The 23,148-nt window shown below is 71.0% G+C and carries 14 protein-coding genes; 12 read left to right on the top strand and 2 right to left on the bottom strand.

The genetic code is table 11. The features are described from left to right. Window positions 1-260: 260 nt before the first annotated feature. The 4 genes from FHY03_RS20140 (at window position 261) to FHY03_RS20125 (ending at window position 7,139) form a co-directional block, all read left to right on the top strand. Entirely contained in the window at window positions 261-1,118 is an 858-nt protein-coding gene (locus tag FHY03_RS20140; RefSeq protein WP_311722493.1) for an SDR family oxidoreductase, read from the top strand. Between the two features lie 155 nt (window positions 1,119-1,273). Further along, the gene (locus FHY03_RS20135) at window positions 1,274-2,140 is read left to right on the top strand and encodes a manganese catalase family protein (protein WP_183926026.1); all 867 of its coding nucleotides are present in this window, start codon (window positions 1,274-1,276) and stop codon (window positions 2,138-2,140) included. A gap of 164 nt (window positions 2,141-2,304) precedes the next feature. Next, entirely contained in the window at window positions 2,305-4,929 is a 2,625-nt protein-coding gene (locus FHY03_RS20130) for a TonB-dependent siderophore receptor (protein WP_183932223.1), read from the top strand. 179 nt (window positions 4,930-5,108) lie between these two features. Beyond that, a complete protein-coding gene (locus FHY03_RS20125) occupies window positions 5,109-7,139 on the top strand; it encodes a hypothetical protein (protein WP_183932222.1) in 2,031 nt (676 codons plus the stop codon). A gap of 150 nt (window positions 7,140-7,289) precedes the next feature. Here FHY03_RS20125 and FHY03_RS20120 read toward each other — a convergent pair whose 3' ends face one another. Beyond that, window positions 7,290-8,789 (bottom strand): tryptophan halogenase family protein, encoded by a 1,500-nt coding sequence (locus FHY03_RS20120; protein ID WP_311722490.1) that lies wholly within the window; start codon window positions 8,787-8,789, stop codon window positions 7,290-7,292. Window positions 8,790-9,055: 266 nt separating this feature from the next. Here FHY03_RS20120 and FHY03_RS20115 point away from each other — a divergent pair, with 266 nt between their 5' ends. Next, window positions 9,056-11,485, top strand: a complete 2,430-nt coding sequence (locus FHY03_RS20115; RefSeq protein ID WP_183932220.1) for a DUF3772 domain-containing protein — start codon at window positions 9,056-9,058, stop codon at window positions 11,483-11,485. A gap of 227 nt (window positions 11,486-11,712) precedes the next feature. Continuing rightward, window positions 11,713-13,713, top strand: a complete 2,001-nt coding sequence (locus FHY03_RS20110) for a bifunctional diguanylate cyclase/phosphodiesterase (RefSeq protein ID WP_183932219.1) — start codon at window positions 11,713-11,715, stop codon at window positions 13,711-13,713. A gap of 202 nt (window positions 13,714-13,915) precedes the next feature. Here the strand turns inward: FHY03_RS20110 and FHY03_RS20105 are convergent, their stop codons facing one another. Next, a complete protein-coding gene (locus FHY03_RS20105; RefSeq protein WP_183932225.1) occupies window positions 13,916-14,965 on the bottom strand; it encodes a LacI family DNA-binding transcriptional regulator in 1,050 nt (349 codons plus the stop codon). A gap of 121 nt (window positions 14,966-15,086) precedes the next feature. Here FHY03_RS20105 and FHY03_RS20100 point away from each other — a divergent pair, with 121 nt between their 5' ends. The 6 genes from FHY03_RS20100 to treZ all read left to right on the top strand — a co-directional run bounded on the left by FHY03_RS20100 (window position 15,087) and on the right by treZ (window position 23,027). Further along, complete coding sequence (locus FHY03_RS20100; protein WP_183932218.1) at window positions 15,087-16,292, top strand: MFS transporter; 1,206 nt, start codon at window positions 15,087-15,089, stop codon at window positions 16,290-16,292. Window positions 16,293-16,332: 40 nt separating this feature from the next. Continuing rightward, window positions 16,333-17,238 (top strand): LysR family transcriptional regulator, encoded by a 906-nt coding sequence (locus tag FHY03_RS20095; RefSeq protein ID WP_183932217.1) that lies wholly within the window; start codon window positions 16,333-16,335, stop codon window positions 17,236-17,238. 229 nt (window positions 17,239-17,467) lie between these two features. After that, complete coding sequence (locus tag FHY03_RS20090; RefSeq protein ID WP_183932216.1) at window positions 17,468-18,526, top strand: NAD(P)-dependent alcohol dehydrogenase; 1,059 nt, start codon at window positions 17,468-17,470, stop codon at window positions 18,524-18,526. A gap of 239 nt (window positions 18,527-18,765) precedes the next feature. Continuing rightward, window positions 18,766-19,155 (top strand): DUF2934 domain-containing protein, encoded by a 390-nt coding sequence (locus FHY03_RS20810; protein WP_221190377.1) that lies wholly within the window; start codon window positions 18,766-18,768, stop codon window positions 19,153-19,155. A gap of 81 nt (window positions 19,156-19,236) precedes the next feature. Continuing rightward, window positions 19,237-21,345, top strand: coding sequence for a glycogen debranching protein GlgX (glgX, locus tag FHY03_RS20080; RefSeq protein ID WP_221190376.1), 2,109 nt, complete (start codon window positions 19,237-19,239; stop codon window positions 21,343-21,345). Then, window positions 21,342-23,027, top strand: coding sequence for a malto-oligosyltrehalose trehalohydrolase (gene treZ / locus FHY03_RS20075; protein WP_183932214.1), 1,686 nt, complete (start codon window positions 21,342-21,344; stop codon window positions 23,025-23,027). Before glgX ends, treZ begins: the two co-directional genes overlap by 4 nt. Window positions 23,028-23,148 lie beyond the last annotated feature (121 nt).

The raw sequence follows: 23,148 nt of genomic DNA, 5'->3' as shown, positions 1-23,148 counted from the left end.
TCGATCGGGGAGACCGCTGTCCTTCCTATCTGGCGACCGACCCAGAAGCGCCGCCTCAGCAGCACCCCCCGTCCGGTGAAGCGGCATATATGGAGCACTTCCGGGAGGGTCAAGCGATTCGATGACAGTTTTTTGGCGCGGCGATGTCAGTTCGTCGTACGCGTCATCCGCAGGACAAGACTGGCTGATTCACGTCAACGCCTGGAACGCCGCCGCCGCGCCGATCGGTTGAGTGCCCGACCCAAGATGGAGATCGCACCGTGACCGACCGCCCCACCCCGCCCTATCCCGAGCAGCAGCAGCCGATGCCCGGCACCACCGCGGCGATGGACCCGCGCCCCGATCACGGCGAGCACAGCTATGTCGGTCGCGGTCGCCTCACGGACAAGAAGACGATCGTCACCGGCGGTGACAGCGGCATCGGCCGCGCGGTCGCGCTCGCCTTCGCTCGCGAGGGCGCGGACGTGCTGATCTCCTATCTCAGCGAGGAGGAGGACGCGCGCGAGACCCAGCGGCTGGTCGAGCAGGCCGGCCGTCAGGCGATACTCGTGCCCGGCGACATCAGCGATCCGGCGCACGCCCGTGCCGTGGTCGATCGTGCGGTGGAAGCGTTCGGGCGCGTCGACGTGCTCGTCAACAATGCCGCGCACCAGGCCAGCTTCCAGACGATCGAGGACATCGCCGACGAGGAGTGGCAGCTGACCTTCGCCACCAACATCCACGCGATGTTCTATCTGTCCAAGGCCGCGGTGCCGCACATGCGCGAGGGATCGTCGATCATCAACACCACCTCGATCAACGCCGACCAGCCCAACGAGCAGCTGCTCGCTTATGCCACCACCAAGGGCGCGATCCACAATTTCACCGCCGGGTTGGGCCAGATGCTCGCCGAGCGCGGGATCCGCGTCAACGCGGTCGCGCCCGGTCCGGTGTGGACGCCGCTGATCCCCTCGACCATGCCGCCCGAGAAGGTGAAGAGCTTCGGCGAGAACACGCCGATCGGCCGCGCCGCGCAGCCCGCCGAGCTGGCACCCGCCTATGTGATGCTCGCCAGCGACGAGGCGAGCTATATCCTCGCGGCGACGATCGCGGTGACCGGCGGTCGCCCCTTCCTGTGACCGATGCGCGCCCGGAGCGCCGCGCTCCGGGCGTGCGGACTTGACGCAAGTTGTTGTAATAACGCCGTTATTCTAACCCACTATAGTAAACTTCGGGCGCGCTGAGCCGTTGGCGCGTGATCGGGGCGGGATCATTCCAACAGCGAGGACGTGCGATGTACTATCACGACAAGCGGCTCCAATATCCGGTCCAGGTGACCGAGCCCGATCCCGCCTTCGCGCGGATGCTCCAGCAGGCGATCGGCGGCGTCGAGGGCGAGATCCGCGTCTGCATGCAATATTTCTTCCAAGCCTGGGGCAATCGCGCGCCCACGCCGAAGTATCGCGACATGCTGCTCCACACCGCCACCGAGGAGATCGGCCATATCGAGATGCTCGCCACCGCCGTGGCGCTCAACCTCGACAAGGCACCCGCGAGCCTGCAGGCCGAGGGCGCCGCGGACAGCATCGTCGGCGCAGTGATGGGGGGCGAGCGACCGCGCCACATCATCGAGGGGCTGATCCACAAGAACCTGCTCTCGACCGGGCTCGCGGCGATGCCGGTCGATTCCGACGGCGTACCGTTCAACATGAGCCACATTTACGCCAGCGGGAACATCGCCGCGGACATGTACTGCAACGTCGCCGCGGAGAGCACCGGGCGCGTACTCGCCACACGCCTCTACAATGCGGCGCGCGACGAGGGCATGAAGAAGATGCTCCACTTCATGATCGCGCGCGACACGATGCATCAGGAGCAGTGGCTCGCGGTGATCGAGGAGCTCGGCGGCGCCGCGACCCAGCTGCCGATCCCCAATTCCTTCCCGCAGGAGAAGGAGGACCAGGAGCACAATTACGATTTCTTCGTGACGTCGCTCGACGGCAGCTACCCCGAGGGACGCTGGACCAGCGGCCCGAGCATTGACGGGCGCGGCGAGTTCACGGTCTTCCGCAACGAGCCCCTCGGCGGCGAGCCCGACCTCGGCGCGGCACGGCCCGACGGCATGGCGCAGGTCGAGCAGACCGACGCGACCTCGGTCTGAGCCGCACGGCCGGCGCTACCGTTGCGCGCCGGCCACAGCTGCGGCGGGATCGTTCCGATACGGTCCCGTCGCATCTTTGAAATCGATTAACGCCGGCATAGAGTCGCGGTCGACGCCACCCCCATCGAGAGGGTGACGCGACCCACGTTCCTCAGGAGGGGAAGATGCCGCTACTCACCACGCGCCGCGCCGCCCTGCTCGCCGGCGTCGCGCTGCTGCCGACCGCGCCCGCGCTGGCCCAGTCAGTCGCCAGCCCCCCCGCCGCCCAGGCCGCCGACCAAACCGGCACGCCATCCCCCGCGCAGGACTCGCCCGATACGGCGCCCGCGGCCGACAACGGCGACGGGCTGCAGGACATCGTCGTCACCGGCCAGACCTCGCGCGACCGTCCGCTGATCACCTCCTCCGCCGACATCACCTACGCCACCCGCGACGACATCGACCGCCGCGCGCCGCGCTCCACCGCCGACATGCTCGAGCTGGTGCCCGGCATCTTCGTCGAGGGCACCGCGGGTGAGGCGTCGAACAACTACTCGGTGCGCGGCCTGCAGGGCGGCGGGCAGCGCTTCGTTCAGCTCGAGGAGGACGGCATGCCGATCCTCTACGGCGGCGGCGGTGCCGACTTCTTCTTCCAGCAGGACCTCACGATCGACCGGCTCGAGGCGGTCAAGGGCGGCTCGTCGGGCGTGCTCACCGTCAACGGCGCGGGCGCGACGATCAACTTCATCTCGAAGCGCCCCAACCAGGAGCGGTTCGAGGCGATCGCGCGCGGCACCTATTATAATTACGGACTTAAGCGCGCCGATCTCTACGTCTCGGCGCCCTTGGCGCAGAACCTCGCCTTCAGCATCGGCGGCTATTACCAGAGCAGCCCGGGCGTGCGGCGCAACCCGTTCGACTATGACGGCTATCGCGTGAAGGCGATGTTGGAATACCGCTTCGACGACGGCGGCTTCCTGCGGCTGTCCGCCAAGCGCGGCGACATGAGCACGGCCTATTACGCCAGCATGCCGTACCGCTACGACAACGGCGAGCCGAGCGGTTTTCCGGGCCTCGACACGCAGCGCGACAATATCGGCGGTGACGCCTTTCGCAACATCGCGGTGCCGGTGTCGACGTTCGTCGAGAGCGACGGCATCCGCAACTTCCGCTACGATCAGGGCATCAAGTCGATCTCGAACCAGTTCCGGATCGATCTCGAGAAGCCGGTGACCGACACGTTCGACGTGTTCCTGCGGAGCCGCTATCTCGACTATTCCTACGACTTCAACGGCCTGTTCCCCGGCTCGGGCACCGGCAACGCCGGTCTGGCGAGCGCGGTGAGCTATTTGACTCCGGGCAGCGGCTCGCCGATCAACGACCTGCTCAGTGCCGGCGCGGTCGCCTTCCCGGCGCGGGTGAGCTTCGGCATCCGCAACCTGCGCACCGGCACGGTGATCGGCGCCAATCAGACGAGCGAGCTCAACGCGCTCAACGGCAACGGCTTCCTCCAGCGCACCACGCTCAACCACGATCGGCTCGACGCGCATGACTTCGGGCTCAACCTGGGCGGGCGCTGGGAATATCAGGGCGGCAGCTTCACCAACTCGCTCACCGCGGGCATGATGTATTACGCCGTCCACCGTCGCCAGAACCAGTCGGCGGTCGCCAGCGTCGTCAACGACGTGCGCAACAACAGCGACATCTACGACATCGTCGCGCTCGACGGCGGCAACAACGTGATCGGCACGCTGAGCGATAACGGGCTGGTCTCTTACGGCGACTGGGGCAACGGCATCCGCGTGCGCGACGACAATGCCGTGTCGCTCTACGCCAACGACGAGCTCGCGATCGGCAAGCTCCGCATCGACGGCGGCATCCGCTTCGAGAACATCCAGTCGACCGCGCGTGACGGCATCGACGCCGCGGCGATCGATGCGGCCAACCGGATCGACGAGGTACGGCCCGGCGTCTTCCAGCAACAGGTGCCGACGGGGGTCGGTGGCGTTGTCCGCTATGTCGGCCCTACCTTCGCGGGCCAATATACCACGCTCAACCGCAGCCAGGAGAAGATCGCCTGGACGGTCGGCGCCAACTATCTGATCACGCCGAACCTCTCGATCTACGCGCGCTACGCCGACGGCTTCCAGACCAACAGCGCCGACCCGATCACCACGATCAAATTGTACGAGGCCGGAATCCGCTACCAGTATCAGCGCTTCTTCAGCGGCTCGGTCACGGTGTTCCGCACCAACTTCGACGACCAGAACTACAATTTCGCCAACCCCGAGAACCCGGCGCAGCAACAGAACATCAACGCCGACCTGCGCACCAAGGGCATCGAGATCGACGCGGTGATCCGGCCGGTGCGCTGGTTCTCGATCGACGGCCAGGCGGTGTTCCAGGATCCGCGGCTCGAGAACCTCCAGCTCGATGGCGCTACCCAGGCGGGCTATGAGGGCAATCGCCCCGAGCGCACGCCCTCCACCTTGTGGACCGTGACGCCGGCGATCCAGCTGCCGAACGGTCTCGGCGACATCTTCGCGCGCTATAAATACGTCGGCAAGATCTTCGCCGATGCGGGCAACGGCGTCGCGCTGCCCGGCTATGGCGTCACCAGCGCGGGGATCAACGTCAACGTCACGCCGCAGCTGCAGGTGAGCTTCAACGCCGAGAACATTTTCAACGTCGTCGGCCTGACGGAGGGCAACCCGCGCCAGGGCCAGACCCAGGCGATCACCCAGGGCTTCTTCTACGCCCGCGGCATCGTCGGCCCGACCTATGGCGGGTCGGTCACGCTGCGGTTCTGAGGACCGGGGCGAGCGGAGAGGATGGGTCGTCCTCAGCCGCTCCCCCGCACTGTGCTCCTGCGCACGCAGGAGCACGGCGACGAGAGCGCGACGGCCGCGATCCTGGGCTCCTGCGTGCGCAGGACCACGGCAACGGCTACAGTGCTGATGCGTCTGCCACCCACATCCGGAGCCCGATCATGACCCGCGTCGCCCGCCTCCTCGCCGCGCTGCTGCTTGCGGGCAGCGCCGGGGTGGCGCTCGCCCAGCGTCCGCCCGCGCTTGCCTATCAGCTGAGCGAGGGCGACAACCTCAACGCCTTCCTGCGCGACGGCGCCACCGCGGCGCACCTGCTGCTGCGCGAGGGCGCCGAGCCGCGTATCCTCGTCGCCTTCCCGGCGGGCAATAGCGGAGTCGGCCTCTGGTTCGAGCGCACCGCCGCCCCGGTGACGTGGCGGCTCGACCGCGCACCCGCGGCGATCACGCTCGCCGACGCGCGCGGCCGCCCGCTTCACGGCCTCCGCGCCACCGCCAGCGTCGCCGCGCCGCGGCTGGCGCTGCGTCAGGCCGTGCTGTCGAACGTCCGCTTCCTGCGCGACTATCAGAGCGTCGGGCGCTTCCCGCCCGAGTTGGCGGTCGCTCCCCGTTTCGGCCGCGACACCATCACCTACGCGCGCGACCGCGCCGACGGCGCGCCCGGCTACCGGCTCGGCTTGCGCGTGCTCGCCGGCCGGATCGAACGCGGTGCGCTGGTGGCGGGACGCGACGGCCGCATCCAGCTCGAGATCACCGCCGCGACAGGTGACACGCCGCTCACCGGCATCGCGCTGCCCGATCTGCTCAACGCTGACGCCGCCGACGATCCCCAGGCGCGCAATGCCCTGCGCTTCCTCAGCTATCGCGAGAAGTTCCTGGCGGGTTCGTGGCGCTTCGACACCTATTTCGGACGCGACACGCTGATGTCGGTGCGGCTGCTCATGCCCGCGCTCCAGCCCACCGCGATCGAGGCGGGGCTCGGCGCGGTGCTGGCGCGGCTCGCCGCCGACGGCGACGTCGCGCACGAGGAAGGCCTGTCCGAGTTCGCGCTGCTGGAGAATCGCAAGGCCGGGCGCAGCGGAGACGCCGCCACACTCGACTATGCCATGATCGACGACGACTTCATGCTCGCGCCGGTAGCCGCCGCCTATCTGCTCGAACACGCCGACCCGGCCCGCGCGCGCGCCTTCCTGGCACGCCCGATCGCGAGCGAGGCGCGTCCGGGCACCAGCGAGCCCGCCGGCGCGGCGCTGCTGCGCAACCTGCGGCTGGTGATCGAGCGCGCGCGCGCCTTCGCCGAGGCACCCGCGGTGGACCGACTCGTCGCGCTGCGCCCCGGCCGCATGACCGGTCAGTGGCGCGACAGCGAGGAGGGGCTCGGGCGCGGGCGCTACCCCTATGACGTCAACGCCGTCCTGGTTCCCGCCGCGCTCGACGCCGCGGCCCGGCTGAGCGCGGCGGGGCTGCTCGAACCGTATGTGAGCCCGTCAGACCGCGCCGGCCTCGCGCGTGCCGCGGCGATGGCGGCGACGTGGCGCGAGCGCGCGCCGGCGCTGTTCCGCGTCGAGCTGCCCGCGCGCGCGGCGGCACCGAAGATCGCGGCCTATGCGCGCACACTCGGCGTCCCCGCCGCGCCGGCGCTGGCAAGCCTGGGTCAGGCGCCGCTGGTCTATCACGCGCTGTCGCTCGACGCGCGCGGCCGCGCGGTGCCGATCCTCAACTCGGACGAGGGCTTCGCGCTGCTCTTCGGTGAGCCGCCAGCGGCCGAGCTGGAGCGCGACGTCGCCGCGCTGGCGCGTCCCTTTCCCGCCGGGCTGATGACCGACATCGGCCTGCTCGTCGCCAACCCGGCGCTGGCGGACGCGGCGACGCAGGCGCGCTTCACGCCCGCGGCCTATCACGGCGCGGTCGTATGGTCGTGGCAGCAGGCGTTGTTCGCCGCCGGGCTGGAACGGCAGCTGAAGCGCCGCGACCTGCCCGCCTCGACCCGCGCGGTGCTGACCGACGCGCAGGCACGGCTGTGGCGCGCCATCGCTGCGACGCGCGCGACGCAGAGCTCGGAGCTGTGGTCCTGGGCCTATCGCGACGGGCACTATGCGGTGGTGCCGTTCGGCGCGGGCAAGAAGGACGTCGATGAGTCCAACGCGGCGCAGCTGTGGAGCACGGTCTATCTGGCGGTTCGCCCGCCGCGGTGAGCGGGCGGCGCTAATCTCTTCCGTCATCCCGGACTCGTTCCGGGATCCGCTCCTCCGCGCGAGCAACGCTTGCGGAATGCGCGGCCCGGTGGATCCCGGACCAAGTCCGGGATGACGGGGAGGATGAAAGCGGGAGGCGACCAACCATCCTCACCCCATCGCCGCGGCCAGCGCGTCGTCGTGCGTCGGCAGCGTCGGCGCGGCGCGCGCGATCAGCGCGGCGAGCGCGCGCACCTGCTCGATGTTGGCAGCGCCGTCGAGCGCGTCGGCGAGCGGGTGATAGCCCTCGGCCGCGATCCCCTGACCCTCCAGCACCGCCAGCCAGCTCGTCTCGCGGAACAGCTCGTCGGCCTCCAGCATCAGCCGCCCGCCGCGGCGGTACAGCGCCTCGCGCTCCAGCAGCGCGTCGGGCAGTGTCATCGCGCGGCACGCCTCCCACAGCGGATCGAGCTTCCCGCGCTGCGCGTGATAGTGGAGGATCAGAAAGTCGCGGATCCGCTCCATCTCCGCCGCCATCAGCCGGTTGTAGCGCGCCGCGAGCGCCGCATCGTCGCCGCGTTCGGGGAAAAGCGTCAGCAGCTTGGCGATGCCGCTCTGGATCAGGTGGATGCTGGTCGATTCGAGCGGCTCGAGGAAGCCCGCCGTTAGCCCGATCGCGACGACGTTGCCGCGCCACGGCTCGGGCCGGGCGCCCGCGGTGAAGCGCAGGAAACGCGGCTCGCCCAACGCCGCGCCGTCGAGACCGGCGAGCAGCGTCGCCGCCGCCTCGTCGTCGGAGAGAAAGGGCGAGGCATAGACATAACCGTTGCCGGTGCGATGCTGCAGCGGGATGCGCCACTGCCAGCCGCCCGCGCGCGCGATCGAGCGCGTGTACGGCAGCGTCGGCCGCGTCGCCGCGCTGGGCACCGCCACCGCGCGGTCGCACATCAGCCAGTGCGACCAATCGTCGTAGCGCGCGCCCATCTCGCCCGCGATCAGCAGCGCGCGGAAGCCCGAGCAATCGACGAACAGCTCGCCCGCGAGCCGCTCGCCGCGCTGGGTGGTGAGCGCGGTGACGCGGCCGCTGCCCGCGTCGCGCTCGACCGTGGCGAGCCGACCCTCGACCCGCACCACCCCGGCCGCCTCGGCGAGCCCGCGCAGATGCGCGGCGTAGCGCCCGGCGTCGAAATGATAGGCATAGCCGAGCGTCGACAAGATCGAACGCTGCTCCGCCGCCGGCTTGGCGAAATGACCGGCGAGCGCCGCCTGCGTGGCCAGCGACAGCGCGGCGAGCGGCAGATCGAGCCCCTCCGCCCGCGCGCGCAGCCAGCGGTGGTGGAAGGCGACCCCCGGCAGCGCCGCGCCATAGTGGCCGAACGGGTGAAAATAGCGGTGCCCCGGCCGCGCCCAGTCGACGAACTCGATGCCGAGTTTGTAGGTCGCCCCCGTGGCCCGCAGGAACGCCGCCTCGTCGAGCCCGATCAGCTGGTTGAACCAGTGGATCGTCGGGATCGTCGCCTCGCCGACGCCCACGGTGCCGATCTCCTCCGACTCGAGCAAGGTGATCTCCACCGAGCGCCCAAGCTGGCGCGCGAGCGCGATCGCGGTCATCCAGCCGGCGGTGCCGCCGCCGAGGATCACCACGCGCCTCACCCGCTCCCGCTCCGCCACACCCGTCTCCCTTCGACGACGGTGTAGGGCGGAACGGCGCCGAGGGGGAGCGGGGAAGCGCAGGATCTCGCGTCGCTGTCGCGCGCCGGATCGGCGCCACCGCCGACGCACGCCTTCGCGACCGCCCCCCATTTCACTGCGCCACTGACGTGATGACGACGGGAAAAGACCGAGTGCGCGCGGAAGAGTAGGCGAGAAGGTGACGCCGGAGGTGGCCCCTCCCGCACTCTGGCCGCGCCCCCGCCCGCTCTGCTATCGCCGCGGCGATGACGTGCTCTCCGCTGTCCGCTCGGGTGCGCGCCGCCGCGCTGTTGCTGCTGGCGCTGCTCGCGCTTCTGCTGGCGCCGCTCGCCGCCGCGCAGGTCGACCCGGTCACCGCCGCCACGGCGCGGCTGATCAAGGCCGAGCGCGAGGTGCGCTCGGTCGACGGCGCGCTCGACCAGTCGACCGACCGCGAGGCACGCGACACGCTGCGCGAGCGGGTCAACGCCGCGCGCGAGGACGCCGCCGCCGCCGCCGACGACCTCACCGACCAGCTCGCGCTCGTCGACGCGCGCGCCGCGCAGCTCGGCCCTGCCGCCGCTGGCGAGGCGGCCGACCTCGCCGCGCAGCGCGCGCGGCTGGCGCGGCAGCGCACCGCGATCGACTCGAACAGCAAGCGCGGCCGGCTGATCGCGGTCGAGGCGCAACAGCTGGTCGAGGAAATCGACCGCACCGAGGCCGAGCAGTTCAGCCAGACGATCGCGGCGCACGTCCCTTCGCCGCTTTCCCCCGGCTTCTGGGGCGCGGTGCTGCAGGCCGCCCCGCGCGACCTGCGCCGGATCGAGGTGGTGGTCACGCAGGCGACGCGCCAGCTCGCCGCCGGCTGGCGCGAGGCGCCGGTCTGGCCGGCGTTGCTCGGGCTGCTCGTCGCGCTGGCGATCGCGCTGCCCGGCCGCGCCGCGGCGGTGCGGATCGGCCTGCGCTTCCTGATCGACGACGCCCCCGGCCATCGCGTACGCCGCTCGGGCAACGCGATCTGGCGCGTGCTGGTCGGCACGCTCACCCCGCTACTGGCCAGCTTCGCGCTGGTGCAGGGGCTGCGCTGGGCGGGGCTGGTGCCCGCGGCGGTCAACGGGCTGGCGGACACGTTCGTGCAGGCGAGCTCGTTCGCGGGCTTCACCGTCGCGGTCACGGGCGCGGTGCTGATGCGCCACCAGCCGAGCTGGCGCGTCGCGCCGATCGCCGACGATGTCGCGGCGCGGCTGCGACCCTTCAGCTGGCTGCTCGCCGCGGTCGCCTTCCTCTCCATCGCCGTCAACGCGTTCAATCAGATCGTCGGCGCGAGTGCCGCGGCGCTGAGCGCGACCCAGGTGCTCGTCGCGCTGCTCCACCTGCTGATCCTGGCCGCCGCGCTGGTCGCGCTCGGCCGGCTGCGCGCGGCGCGCGCGGAGGACGACCAGGCGCCGGCACGCGCCGGGCTGGGCGCCGCCTCGCTGGTGGCCTGGACGGTGGTCGTGGTGGCGACGTTCGCGCTGCTGCTCGGCTATGTCGGGTTGGCCTCGTTCATCGTCCGGATCGTCGCCTGGGCGACCGTGCTCGGCTGCGCCACCTTCCTGCTGATGGCGGCGATCGACGACGTCGCCACCACCGTTTTCGTGCGCGATGGCGGGCTCGGGCGCACGCTGTCACGCGCGCTCGGTGTGCGCGGCGCGCTGATCGAGCAGTTCGGCGTGCTCGCCTCGGGCGTGCTGCGGCTGACGCTGGCGCTGTTCGCGCTGGGTCTGCTGTTCTCGCCCTTCAACGGCGGCAACGGCGTGGGAGCGCTCGTGTCTCGGCTGGGCACGCTGGCGCAAGGCGTGCAGGTCGGCGGTATCGCGATCTCGCCCGGGACGATCCTGCGCGGCGTGGTGGTGCTGTTCATCGGGCTGGCGCTGGTGCGCGGCTTCATGCGCTGGCTCGAGCAGCGCTATCTGCCCGTCACCGACCTCGACGGCTCGGGGCGCAACTCGGTCAGCCTGGTGGCGCGCTACGTCGGCGTCGCGCTGGCGGTGATCTGGGCGCTGGCCTCGCTCGGTATCGGCGTCGAGCGGATCGCGCTGCTGCTCTCGGCGCTGTCGGTCGGGATCGGCTTCGGCCTGCAGGCGATCACCTCCAACTTCGTGTCGGGGCTGATCCTGCTGGCGGAGCGCCCGATCAAGATCGGCGACTGGATCCGCGTCGGCACCGACGAGGGCGACGTCAAGCGCATCAGCGTGCGCTCGACCGAGATCGCGCTGGCCGACCATTCCACGCTGATCGTGCCCAACAGCGAGCTGATCACCAAGTCGGTGCTCAACAAGACGCTGGCGAGCCCGCTCGGCCGCATCCAGGTGCAATTCTCGGTGCCGCTGGACAGCGACGCCGACGAGGTGCGCGCGATCGTTTCCCAGACCTTCGCCGACGAGAGCGCCATCCTCGACGATCCGGCCCCCGCGATCTTCATCGACTCGATCGCGGACGGGCGAATCTTCTTCAACTGCTTCGCGCATGTCGGCTCTCCGCGTGCCGCGTACAGCGCCCGCAGCGCGGTCTTCACGGTGCTGCTGCGCCGTTTTCGCGACAAGGGGATCGAGCTGGGGACGGTGCCGCAGCGGCTCGAGCTGCTCTCGCGCGATCCGGCGAACGGGTTGGGGCGCGCCGAGACGCCGGGCGGGGAGCAGCGCTCCTCGGTGTAGAGCCGCCACGAACGACGCGGTGAGTAACTTCCCCTCTACCTCCGTCATCCCGAACCAAGTCTGGGATGACGGAAGGGTTGGTTGATGCGCCGCATTCCCTCGAAGTGACGTCGGAGCGGGCAGCAGGCTCGCCGTCGCAAGAAGCGCCTGGGCCGTCACCCCGCAGACCGCCTGAATTGGAAGGAATCGCCGTCGCCGCGTTAGTGTATCGTCAGTCCATCCGCTCTATGGATCGCCGCGGGGGAAAGGGCGCGCGCGGTCTGGGGGTGGCGATGGTGAGGCGGCTGTATCGTTGGTACGCCGGGATCGGTGACGATCCGCGGCTGGCGATCGCCCAGGTCACCAACCTCTATCGCCAGGTGCCGCTGCTCTACGGCCTGCTGCTGATCAACTCGCTCGCGGTCGCGGTGACTCACCGCGGCAGTGCGCCCGCGCTGCTCACCGTGACCGTGCCCACGCTGCTCTTCGCCGTCACGCTGATCCGGCTGCTGCGCTGGGCCCGTGCCGGCCGCCGCAGCGTCGCGCCCTCCCCCGCCGCCGCGCGTCGCCAGCTGCGCACGATCACCGCCGCCGCTGCACCGATCGCCACCGCTTACATGGTCTGGTCGCTGCTGCTGATGCGCTACGGCGGCGCGGCGCAGCAGACGCACGCCGCAGTGTATCTCTCGACCACGGTGATGGGCTGCGTCTTCTGCCTGATGTCGCTGCCGCAGGCCGCGCTGCTGGTGGCGACGATGGTCGTCCCCCCCTTCATCGCCGCCTGCCTCGCGCATTATCAGATCATGTTCGCGGTGATTGCCACCAACGTGGCGCTGGTCGTCGCGGTGCTGCTGCGCGTGCTGTTCAACAGCTTCGACTATTTCCGCGACCAGGTCGCGGCGCGCGCCGCGCTGGAGCAGCAGCACGCCGAGCTGGTGCGGCTCAACGCCGAGAACGGCCGGCTGGCGCTGACCGACAGCCTCACCGCGCTGCCCAACCGCCGCCAGTTCCACCATGATCTCGACCTGCTCGCGGCCGCGCGCGACGGCACGCCCTTCGCGGTCGGGCTGCTCGACCTCGACCGCTTCAAGCCGGTCAACGACACCTACGGTCACCAAATCGGTGACCTGCTGCTCGTCGAGCTGGCGCGGCGGATGCGCGCGATCGCGGGCGGCACCACCACCATCTACCGGCTCGGGGGCGACGAGTTCGGCCTGCTCACTCTGGGCGCGCGCGACGAGGCGGTCGCCGCGGCCGAGTGGCTGTGCCAGAGCATCGCCGCGCCGTTCAGCGTCGGCGAGCTGCGCGTCGCGGTGGGCGGCTCGCTCGGGCTGGCACTCTCGGGCGAGGTGGAGGCGGCGGGCGCGCTGGCGGGCGAGCTGTTCGATCGCGCCGACTATGCGCTCTACCATGCCAAGCGAGTCAACGGCGGCGGCACCTGCGTGTTCACGCCCGATATGGCGCGCGCGATCCGCACCGACCGCGCGATCGAGGCCGCGCTCCAGGCCAGCGCGCTCGACGACGAGCTGCGCGTCGTCGCCCAGCCGATCGTGGCCGCGGCGAGCGGCACGATCGTGGCGGTGGAGTGGCTCGCGCGCTGGCACAGCCCGCTCGTGGGCGAGGTACCCCCGGCCGAATTCGTCGCCATCGCGGAGCGCTCGTCGCTGATCCACGACATCACGCTGGCGGTGTTCCGCAAGGGCTTCGCGGCGGCGCGCGCGCTACCGGCCGAGCTGGCGCTGTCGTTCAACCTCTCGGCGTGCGACCTGCATTCGCCCGCGACGATGACGGCGATCGAGCGCGAGATCACCGCCTCGGGCGTGGCGGCCGAGCGGATCTGGATCGAGGTGACCGAGACCGCGGTGATGCGCGACCCGCCCGCGGCGGCGCGCGCGCTGGCGCAGCTGCGTGCGCGCGGCATCAAGGTGGCGCTCGACGATTTCGGCACCGGCCATTCCAGCCTCAGCAACCTGCACCAGCTGCCGCTCGACAAGGTGAAGATCGACCGCAGCTTCCTCGCCGACGACGAGGCCGCGCGCGGCTGGGCGGTGGTGGCGGCGGTGGTGGCCCTGTGCCGCTCGCTGGCGCTGGAATGCGTGGCGGAGGGCGTGGAGACCGAGGCGCAGCTCGACGCGCTGCTGCGGATCGGCTGCGGCGCGGTGCAGGGTTATCTGTTCTCGCCCCCGGTCGAGGCGGAGGCCGCCGCGACGCTGGTGCGCGAGTGGGAGCGGCGGCGCGAGGCGGCTTGAGGGAGGATGGGTCGGCGGAAGATGGCTCGGCACCCTCTCTCTTCGCCGTCATCCTGAACTCGTTTCGAGATCCACGGCGCCGCGCACCTGAGGCGTGAGGCGCCTGCGAAGCGGTGGATCCTGAAACGAGTTCAGGATGACGCCAGCGGCGGGTGGGTCGTCCCGGCTGCGCTTGGACAATTTCTATCGACGACACCTCCCCTCATCGCGGCGCCGCGGTCGAGGCGCGCACCTTGAGCTCGCCCGCGATCACCACCGGCGCGGCGGGTCGGGCCCGGCCGCCGAGCTGCGCGATGATCAGCTCCACCGCGCGCGCCGTCACCGCCGCAATCGGCTGCTCCATCGCGGTGAGCGGCGGGTGCGCGAAGCGCGCGATCGGCGTGTCGTCGAAGCTCACCACCGACAGGTCCTCTGGCACGCTGAGGCCACGCTCGCGCGCCGCGGCGAGCACGCCCAGCGCCATCTGGTCGCTGCTCGCCAGGATCGCGCTGGGCGGCACCGCCGCGCCGAGCAGCGCGTGCGCGGCCGCCTCGCCGCTCGGGAAATCGAAGTTGCCGACCGCGAGCAGCCCGTCGCAGCTCGCGCCGGCCTCGCGCATCGCGCCGCGCCAGCCGTCGGCCCGCTGCGCGCTGGTGGTATAATCCTCCGGCCCCGCGACGAAGCCGATGCGGCGGTGGCCGAGCGCCAGCAGGTGCTCGGTGGCGCGCCGCGCCCCCGCCTCGTCCGCCATCGACAGCGCGATGCCGGTGCCGCCGCCCTGCGCGCCGATCCGCGCGAAGGCGATGTCGTGCCGGTCGAGCAGCTCGGCGATGAGCGGGTTGTCCGAGTGCGGCGGAGTCAAGATCACGCCATCGGGCTGGAGCGCCGCGATCGTCGCGGCGAGCTCGCGCTCGATCCGGTCGCTGTGCGTGTCGACCAGCTCGAGCAGCAGGCGATAGCCGTGGCGCGCGCAGGTCAGCATGCCGCCGAGCAGCATCTGGTCGACCCAGTCGGTGCCCTGGCGCGCGCGCCAGTCGCTGATCGTACGGTCGCGGTCGTTGAGCGCCAGGATCAGATAGCTGCGCGAGCCGCCCATGCGCTGCGCCGCCAGCGAGGGGACATAGCCCAGACGCGTGATCGCCTCGCGCACGCGCTCGGCCATCGCCGGGCGGACGTTGGGCTCGTTGTTGATCACGCGGCTGACGGTCTGCAGCGACACGCCGGCGTCCGCCGCGACATGCTTGATCGTCACCGTCTGCCGCCGCCGTGCCATCCCCGCTCCCCCGATCGCCGCTGCCCGGCGGCGCCCGCCATAGCCAAGCGCGCCACGCCCCGCCATCGCGTTGAGGTCGAGGGTGGCGCGGCGGTCGCGCGGCCCTATCATGCGCGCGTCCATGGCCTTTCCCGCTCTTCCCCGCCCCGCGCGTCCGGCGTGGTTCCTGCTGGCCTTCGCGCTCGCCAACATGGGCGGGGTGATCGCCTACCTGCCGCTGCTCACGTTGCTGCTGCCGCTCAAGATCCACGCCATCGCGGGCGACGCGCGCATCCCGCTGCTGAGCCTCACCGCGATCCTCGGCGCGGTCGCGGCCAGCGCGGCCAACGTGCTGTTCGGCTGGCTCAGCGACCGTTCGGTGGCGCGCGGTGGGGGGCGGCGGCGTTGGGTCGCGGGCGGGCTGGTCGCCACCGCGGCAAGCTACGTTTTGGTCGCCTCGGCTTCCACCGCGGTGACGATCGTGGCCGCGGTGGTGCTGTTCCAGGTCGCGGTCAACGCGGTGCTCGCGCCGCTGCTGCCGATCATGGCCGACGAGGTGCCCGACGCGCGCAAAGGTCTTGCCGCCGGACTGATCGCGCTCGGCAACCCGGTCGCGGCGCTGCTCTCGGCTGTGCTGGTAGCGGACGAAGGGCTCGCCGACGCGACCCGCCTAGCGGTGGTGCCGCTGCTCGCCGCGCTGGCGCTGCTGCCGCTGCTGCTGCTGCGCGGCGATGGCGGCGGCGCGGACGAGACCGCCCCCGCGACCGCGCCGCTTCTGCCGCGCCGCGACCTGCTGATCGCCGCGGCGGCGCGGCTGCTGATGCAGCTCGCCACCGCGGCGCTGTCGCTCTACCTGCTCTACGTGTTCGAGAGCATCGCGCCGGGCGAGCGCCAGCTCGTGCTCGCGCGCCAGGTCGGCACCCTCCTGACGATCTGCTACGTCATCCCGCTGCCGCTCGCGCTGCTGGTCGGGCGCTGGTCCGACCGCGTCGGGCGGCGCCAGCCCTTCCTCGTCGCCGCCGGGCTGGTCGCGGTGGCCGGGCTGGGCACGATGGCGCTGGCGGCCGGCACCACCGCTGCGGCGATCGGCTTCGCGACCTATTCGGTCGGCTCGGCGGTGTTCCTCGCGCTCCACTCGGCGTTCGCGCTGCAGCTGCTGCCCGACCCGCGGCGGCGCGGGCGCGACCTCGGGCTGCTCAACCTGACCAACACGCTGCCGGCGCTGCTCGGCCCGCTGCTGACCTGGACCTTGGCGACGCCGCGCGACTTCGCGCTGCTGCTGACGGTGCTGGCGGTGCTCACCGCGCTCGGCACCGGCGCGGTGACGCTGGTGCGCGCGCGGCGCTGACGCGGTTGCCAGCACGGCGGCGAGGTCGCACATCGGCGTCATGTCCACCGCCCGCGGCGACCTGCCCGATCTCAGCTACTTCCTCGTCATCGCGCGCCACCTGAGCTTCGCGCGTGCGGCGGTGGAGCTGCGCGTCACCGCTTCGGCGCTGAGCCACTCGATGAAGGCGCTCGAGGCGCGGCTGGGCGTGCGGCTGCTCCACCGCACCAACCGCAGCGTCACGCTAACCGCCGCGGGCGAGCAGTTGCGCGACTCGATCAGCGACCCGCTGCGCGCGATCGACGGCGCGATCGAGGCGCTCAACCGGTTCCGCGACGCGCCAGCGGGGCGGATCCGGCTCAACGTGGTGGTCGACGCGGCGCGGCTGCTGCTCGCGCCGGTGCTGCCCGGCTTCGTCGAGCGCTACCCCGATATCGAGGTCGACGTGGTCGCGAGCAACCGGTTGGTCGACGTCGTCGGCGAGGGGTTCGACGCCGGGATCCGCTACGGCGGCACCGTGCCCGAGGACATGATCGCGCTGCGGCTCTCGCGCGACATCCGCTGGGTGGTGGCCGCAACGCCGGCCTATCTCGACCGCTTCGGCACGCCGGCGCACCCGCGCGAACTGGCGCAGCATCGCTGCGTGCGGCTGCGCCAGGGCGCCGGGCGCATCTACCACTGGGAGTTCGAGCGCGGCGACGAGGAGTTGGCGATCGACGTGCCCGGCGCGCTGACGATCGACGATACCGATCTCGGCCTGACGCTGGCGCGCGGCGGCGCGGGGCTGATGTACGGGCCCGAGCCGGTCTTCGCGGGCGCGCTGGGCGAGGGTACGCTGCGGCTGGTGCTGGAGGACTGGGCCGCGGTCGGTGGCGGCTATCACCTCTATTATTCGAGCCGCCGCCAGGTGCCGACCGCGCTGCGCCTGCTCGCCGATCACATCCGGGAGAGGCGGCCGCTGGGGTGAGTAGCGTCTCGATGTAGCCGGTCCGTGCTCCTGCGCACGCAGGAGCCCAGGCTCCCGAACGCTGCGCTTGTAGCTCTGCGCTCCTGCGTGCGCAGGAGCACACGGGAAGGCACCGCTGAGCGATCCTCATCACCGCGTTGAACGCACGTCCCGCCTGCGCTGGCGCCGCCGCGGCCCTATCTGAGGCCCGCGCGTCGCCAGGCGCGCCCACTTCTGAAGGGGAACAATCATGGCCACCAAAGCCTATGGCGCGACCGCCGGCGACAAGCCGCTCGAGCCGATGGATATCACTAGGCGCGAGCCCGGGCCGCATGACGTCCAGATCGACATCGCGTACTGCGGCGTCTGCCACTCCGATCTCCACCAGGTGCGCGGCGAGTGGGGCGGCACGCTGTATCCCTGCGTGCCGGGCCACGAGATCGTCGGCCATGTCACCGCGGTCGGCGCCGAGGTGAGCAAATTCAAGGTCGGGGACACGGTCGGGGTCGGCTGCATGGTCGACAGCTGCCAGCATTGCGCCTCGTGCGACGAGGGGCTTGAGCAATATTGCACCGGCGGCGGCTTCGTCGGCACCTACAACGGCCCGACCGCTGACGCGCCCGGCCACACGCTCGGCGGCTATTCGCAGGCGATCACCGTGTCGGACAAGTTCGTGCTCAAGATCTCGCACCCAGAGGAGCAGATCGCCGCCGTCGCGCCGCTGCTGTGCGCGGGCATCACCACCTACTCGCCGCTGCGCCACTGGGGCGTCGGGCCGGGCAAGAAGGTCGGCATCGTCGGGATTGGCGGTCTCGGCCACATGGGCGTCAAGATCGCGCACGCGATGGGCGCGCACGTGATCGCCTTCACCACTTCGGAGACGAAGCGCGCGGACGCCCGGGCGCTGGGCGCCGACGAGGTGATCAACTCGCGCAACAGCGAGGAGATGGCGGCGCATGCCGGCAGCTTCGACATGATCCTCAACACCGTCGCCGCGAGCCACGATCTCGACGCCTTCACCGGCCTGCTCAAGCGCGACGGCACCCTGGTGCTGGTCGGCGTGCCCGAGCATCCGCATCCGTCGCCCAGCGTCGGCACGTTGATCTTCGGCCGCCGCGCGATCGCGGGCTCGCTGATCGGCGGCATCGCCGAGACGCAGGAGATGCTCGACTTCTGCGCCGAGAAGGGCGTCACCGCCGACATCGAGATGATCCGCATCCAGCAGATCGACGAGGCCTATGACCGCATGCAGCGCAGCGACGTGAAGTACCGCTTCGTGATCGACAACGCGACGCTCGCGGAGGGGTGAGGTGCTAAATCCTCCCCGCTCGCGGGGAGGGGGACCGCGCTCGAAGGGCGTGGTGGAGGGGGTTCTCCACGAAACGCAGCACTAGCGGAGAGCCCCCTCCACCATGCTGCGCATGGTCCCCCCTCCCCGCCATGCGGGGAGGATCTGCCGCTCCCCCGCAACGATTTTCTCAACCCCCTTGCGACGATCCCGCGGTTCGGGAGTTACAGCCGCGGAAAACCGGGAAAAAGGGAACGGGCATGTCGGACGATCGCGAGGGACAGATCCGCGAGCGCGCTTATCGCCTCTGGCAGGACGAGGGTGAGCCGCACGGCAAGCACGACGAGCACTGGCATCGCGCGCAGCAGGAATTCCCCGGCGAGCAGCCCGCCGCCACGCCCGAGCCGCAGGACGGCAGCGACACGCCCGCCGTCACCTCCGGCGACGAGACCACCGGCGCCGAGCTGACCAAGCCGCTCGCCAACGAGCCGGCGGACTCGCCCGCCACCACCATCCCCTCAGGCAGCCCCGAGGCCGGGGGCACCGCCAGCAAGGCGCCGCGCGCGCGTGGCGCGAAGGCCGCCGACTCCAAGGTGCCGGCTGCCACCGCCGCACCCAAGCGTCCGGGACCGCGCACCAAGCGCGCCTGAGGCGCGCCGCGGCGCCCCTCCCCGGCGCGAGACACTTTCCCTCTTCGGCCGCGGCAGCGCGGCCTCTCTCCTGTCGGGAGCATGATGTTGCACGACCTGCCGGACCGGCTGTTGCCGGGATCGCCCTATCCGCTTGGCGCCACGTTCGACGGCGAAGGCGTCAATTTCGCGGTCTTCTCCGCCAACGCCGACGCGATCGAGCTCTGCGTGTTCGATCCCGCGGGCAAGCGCGAACTGCGCAAGCTGATGCTGCCCGAGTGCACCGACGAGGTGTGGCATGGCTATCTCCCCGATGTCGGGCCGGGACTGGTCTACGGCTATCGCGCGCACGGCCGCTACGCGCCCGAGGAGGGGCACCGCTTCAACCCCAACAAGCTGCTGCTCGACCCCTATGCGCGCCGCATCCAGGGCCAAATCAAATGGACCGATGCGCTCCACGGCTATCGCATCGGTCACCGCCGCGAGGACCTGTCGTTCGACAAGCGCGACAGCGCCCCCGCCATGCCCAAGGCGATGGTGGTGGACGATCACTGGGACTGGTCGCGCGATCGCCGGCCCAACACGCCCTGGTCTGAGACGGTGATCTACGAGGCGCACGTCAAGGGCCTGACCAAGCTGATGGAGCTGGTCCCCGCACGCGAGCGCGGCACCTATGCCGCGCTGGGCCACCCGGCGGTGATCAAGCATCTCCAGCGCATCGGCGTTACCGCGATCGAGCTGCTGCCGATCCACAGCTTCACGCAGGACCGCTTCCTGCAGGAGAAGGGGCTGCGCAACTACTGGGGCTATAACTCGCTCGGCTTCTTCGCGCCCGAGCAGTCGTACATGGCCTCGGACCATCAGGACGAGTTGCGCCGTGCGGTCCACCGGCTCCACAAGGCGGGGATCGAGGTGATCCTCGACGTCGTCTACAACCACACCTGCGAGGGGTCCGAGCGCGGCCCAACCCTGTCGTGGCGCGGGTTGGACAACGCCAGCTACTATCGCCTGGTCCAGGACAATCCGCGCTACACGATCAACGACACCGGCACGGGCAACACGCTCAACATGAGCAAGGCGCGCGTGATCCAGATGGTCGCCGACTCGCTGCGCTACTGGGCGACCAGCTTCGGCATCGACGGCTTCCGCTTCGACCTCGGCCTGACGCTCGGGCGCGAGGACTATGGCTTCGACCCCGGCGCGGCCTTCTTCGACGTGCTGCGGCAGGATCCGGTGCTCGGCCGGCTCAAGTTGATCGCGGAGCCGTGGGACGTCGGCCCCGGTGGCTACCAGCTCGGCAACTTCCCGCCGGGCTTCGCCGAGTGGAACGACAAGTACCGCGACACGGTGCGGAAGTACTGGCGCGGCGATCCGTCGCAGCGCGGCGACCTCGCCGCGCGGCTGTCGGGCTCGGGCGACCTGTTCGACCGACGCGCGCGGCGCCCCTGGGCCACGGTCAACCTGCTCTCGGCACACGACGGCTACACGCTCGCCGACACGGTGATGTACGAGGGCCGCCACAACGAGGCCAACGGCGAGGACAATCGCGACGGCCATTCGGAGAATTACTCGCGCAACTGGGGCGCCGAGGGGTCGACCGACGATCCCTTGATCAACGACGCGCGCGGCCGCGTGATGCGCTCGATGCTGACGACGCTGCTCGCCTCGCTCGGCACGCCGATGCTGGTCGCCGGCGACGAGTTCGGGCGCACGCAGGGCGGCAACAACAACGCCTACTGCCAGGACAATGAGATCAGCTGGCTCGACTGGAGCGCGGCGGCGAGCGAGGACGGCCAGCGCCAGATCGACTTCACCGCGCGGCTCACCGAACTGCGCCGGCGCTACCCGGTGCTGCGCGCCGCCACCTTCCTCTACGGCCAGGACTCACCGGGCGAGGGCGTCAACGACGTCGAGTGGTGGAACGAGCGCGGCGAGCGCATGACGCCCGAGGACTGGGACAATCCCGAGGGCCGCGCGCTGATGATGCGACGCGCCACGCGCACCGAGGACGGCGAGGTCGAGGCGATCTCGCTGCTGCTCAACGCCAGCGCCGACCCGATCACCTTCCAGCTGCCCGCTCCGCAGGTGCAGCGGGTTGTGCTGCTCGACAGCGCCAAGCCCGAGCAGGGCGAGATCGAGGTCGACGACCAGTATGAGGTCGCGCCGCAGGGCGCGGTACTGCTGACGTGGCGGAGCGCGTTCCCGTCATGATGGCCTGGGGTCCCGAGCCGACGGAGACTGGCACGCGCTTCCGCCTGTGGGCGCCCGACGCCGCGGCGGTGACGCTCGAGCTCGCCGAGAGTGCGCCGATCGAGATGACCGCGGGCGAGGACGGCTGGTACGCCGCCGAGGCGCCGGTCGGCGCCGGCGCGCGCTACCGCTTCCGCGTCGGCGACCAGGCCGTGCCCGACCCGGCGTCGCGCCGGCAGGACGGCGGGGTGCACGGCTGGAGCGTCGTCACCGACACCCGCTTCGATTGGCAGCACCCGCAGTGGCGCGGGCGGCCGTGGCACGAGATGGTGATCGTCGAGCTCCACGCCGGCGCGCTCGGCGGCTTCGCCGGGATGACCGAGCGGCTCGCCGACATCGCGGCCAGCGGCGCCACCGCGATCGAGCTGATGCCGCTGGGCGCCTATGGCGGCGAACGCGGCTGGGGCTATGACGGCGTGCTGCCCTACGCGCTGCACGAGGCCTATGGCACGCCCGACGCGCTGCGCACGCTGGTCGACGCCGCGCACGGGCTCGGGCTGAGCGTTTTCGTCGACGTGGTGTACAACCACTTCGGCCCCGACGGGAATTATCTCGGGCTCTACGCCAAGAGCTTCTTTGATGAGGCCGTCCACACGCCCTGGGGCGGCGCGGTGAACGTCTCGGCGCCGCCAGTGGCCTGCTATTTCGTCGACAACGCGCTGATGTGGCTGCGCGACTATCGCGTCGACGGGCTGCGCTTCGACGCCGTCCACGCCATCGCCGACGACGATTTCCTCGACGCCATGGCGGCCGAGCTGCGCGCCACGCTGCCGGGCCGCCACGTCCATCTCGTGCTCGAGAACGAGCGCAACGACGCCGCGCGACTCAACGACGGCGGCTATGACGCGCAGTGGAACGACGATTTCCACAACGTCCTCCACGTGCTGCTCACCGGCGAGACGAGCGCCTATTACGGCGACTTCGCCGATCGCCCCGCCGAACGGCTGGCGCGCTGCCTCGCGGAGGGCTTCATCTACCAGGGCGACCCCTCGCCCAACCACGACGGCAAGCCGCGCGGCACGCCGAGCAAGGGCCTGCCGCCGACTCGCTTCGTCGCCTTCCTCCAGAACCACGACCAGGTCGGCAATCGCGCGATGGGTGAGCGGCTGACGCTGCTGACCGCGCCCGACAAGCTGCGCGCCGCGACCGCGCTGCTGCTGCTGTGCCCGCAGGTGCCGCTGCTGTTCATGGGCGATACGGACGGCAGCGAGACGCCGTTCCTGTTTTTCACCGACTTCCACGACGAGCTCGCCGACGCGGTGCGCGAGGGCCGGCGCAAGGAGTTCGCCAAGTTCGACGCCTTCGCCGACGAGGCGGCGCGCGAGCGCATCCCCGATCCCAACGCGGCGAGCACGTTCGAGCGCTCGCGCCCCGAGCCGGGGCCGCAGGCGGCGGCGTGGCGCGCGCTCTACGCCGACCTGCTCGCCCTGCGCGCCGAGCGGATCGTGCCTGGGCTGGAGGGTACGACCTCGCTCGGCGCGCGCGCCATTGGCGCGGCGGCGGTGGAGGCGCGCTGGCGGCTCGGCGACGGCACCACGCTGGCGCTCGCGCTCGACCTCGGTGACGATCCCGCGCCGCTGCCGACACCCGAGCGCGTGCTGTGGCGCGAGGGCGAGCGCTTCGTCGCCTGGGTGGAGGCATGAGCTTGGGGGCGGCCTCCTCCGGCTCGGCGGGTGGGGCAACGCTCCCCCCTCCTCCGTCATCCCGGACTTGTTCCGGGATCCACCCCTTCGCGCACCCTGCCGCCCCTGAGTTCGCGGCACG

It is taken from the genome of Sphingomonas sp. BK345 (assembly GCF_014193845.1).
Lineage (GTDB): Bacteria > Pseudomonadota > Alphaproteobacteria > Sphingomonadales > Sphingomonadaceae > Sphingomonas.
The sequence above is the reverse complement of the archived record's forward strand: the minus strand, read 5'-3'. Positions and strand labels throughout refer to the sequence as shown.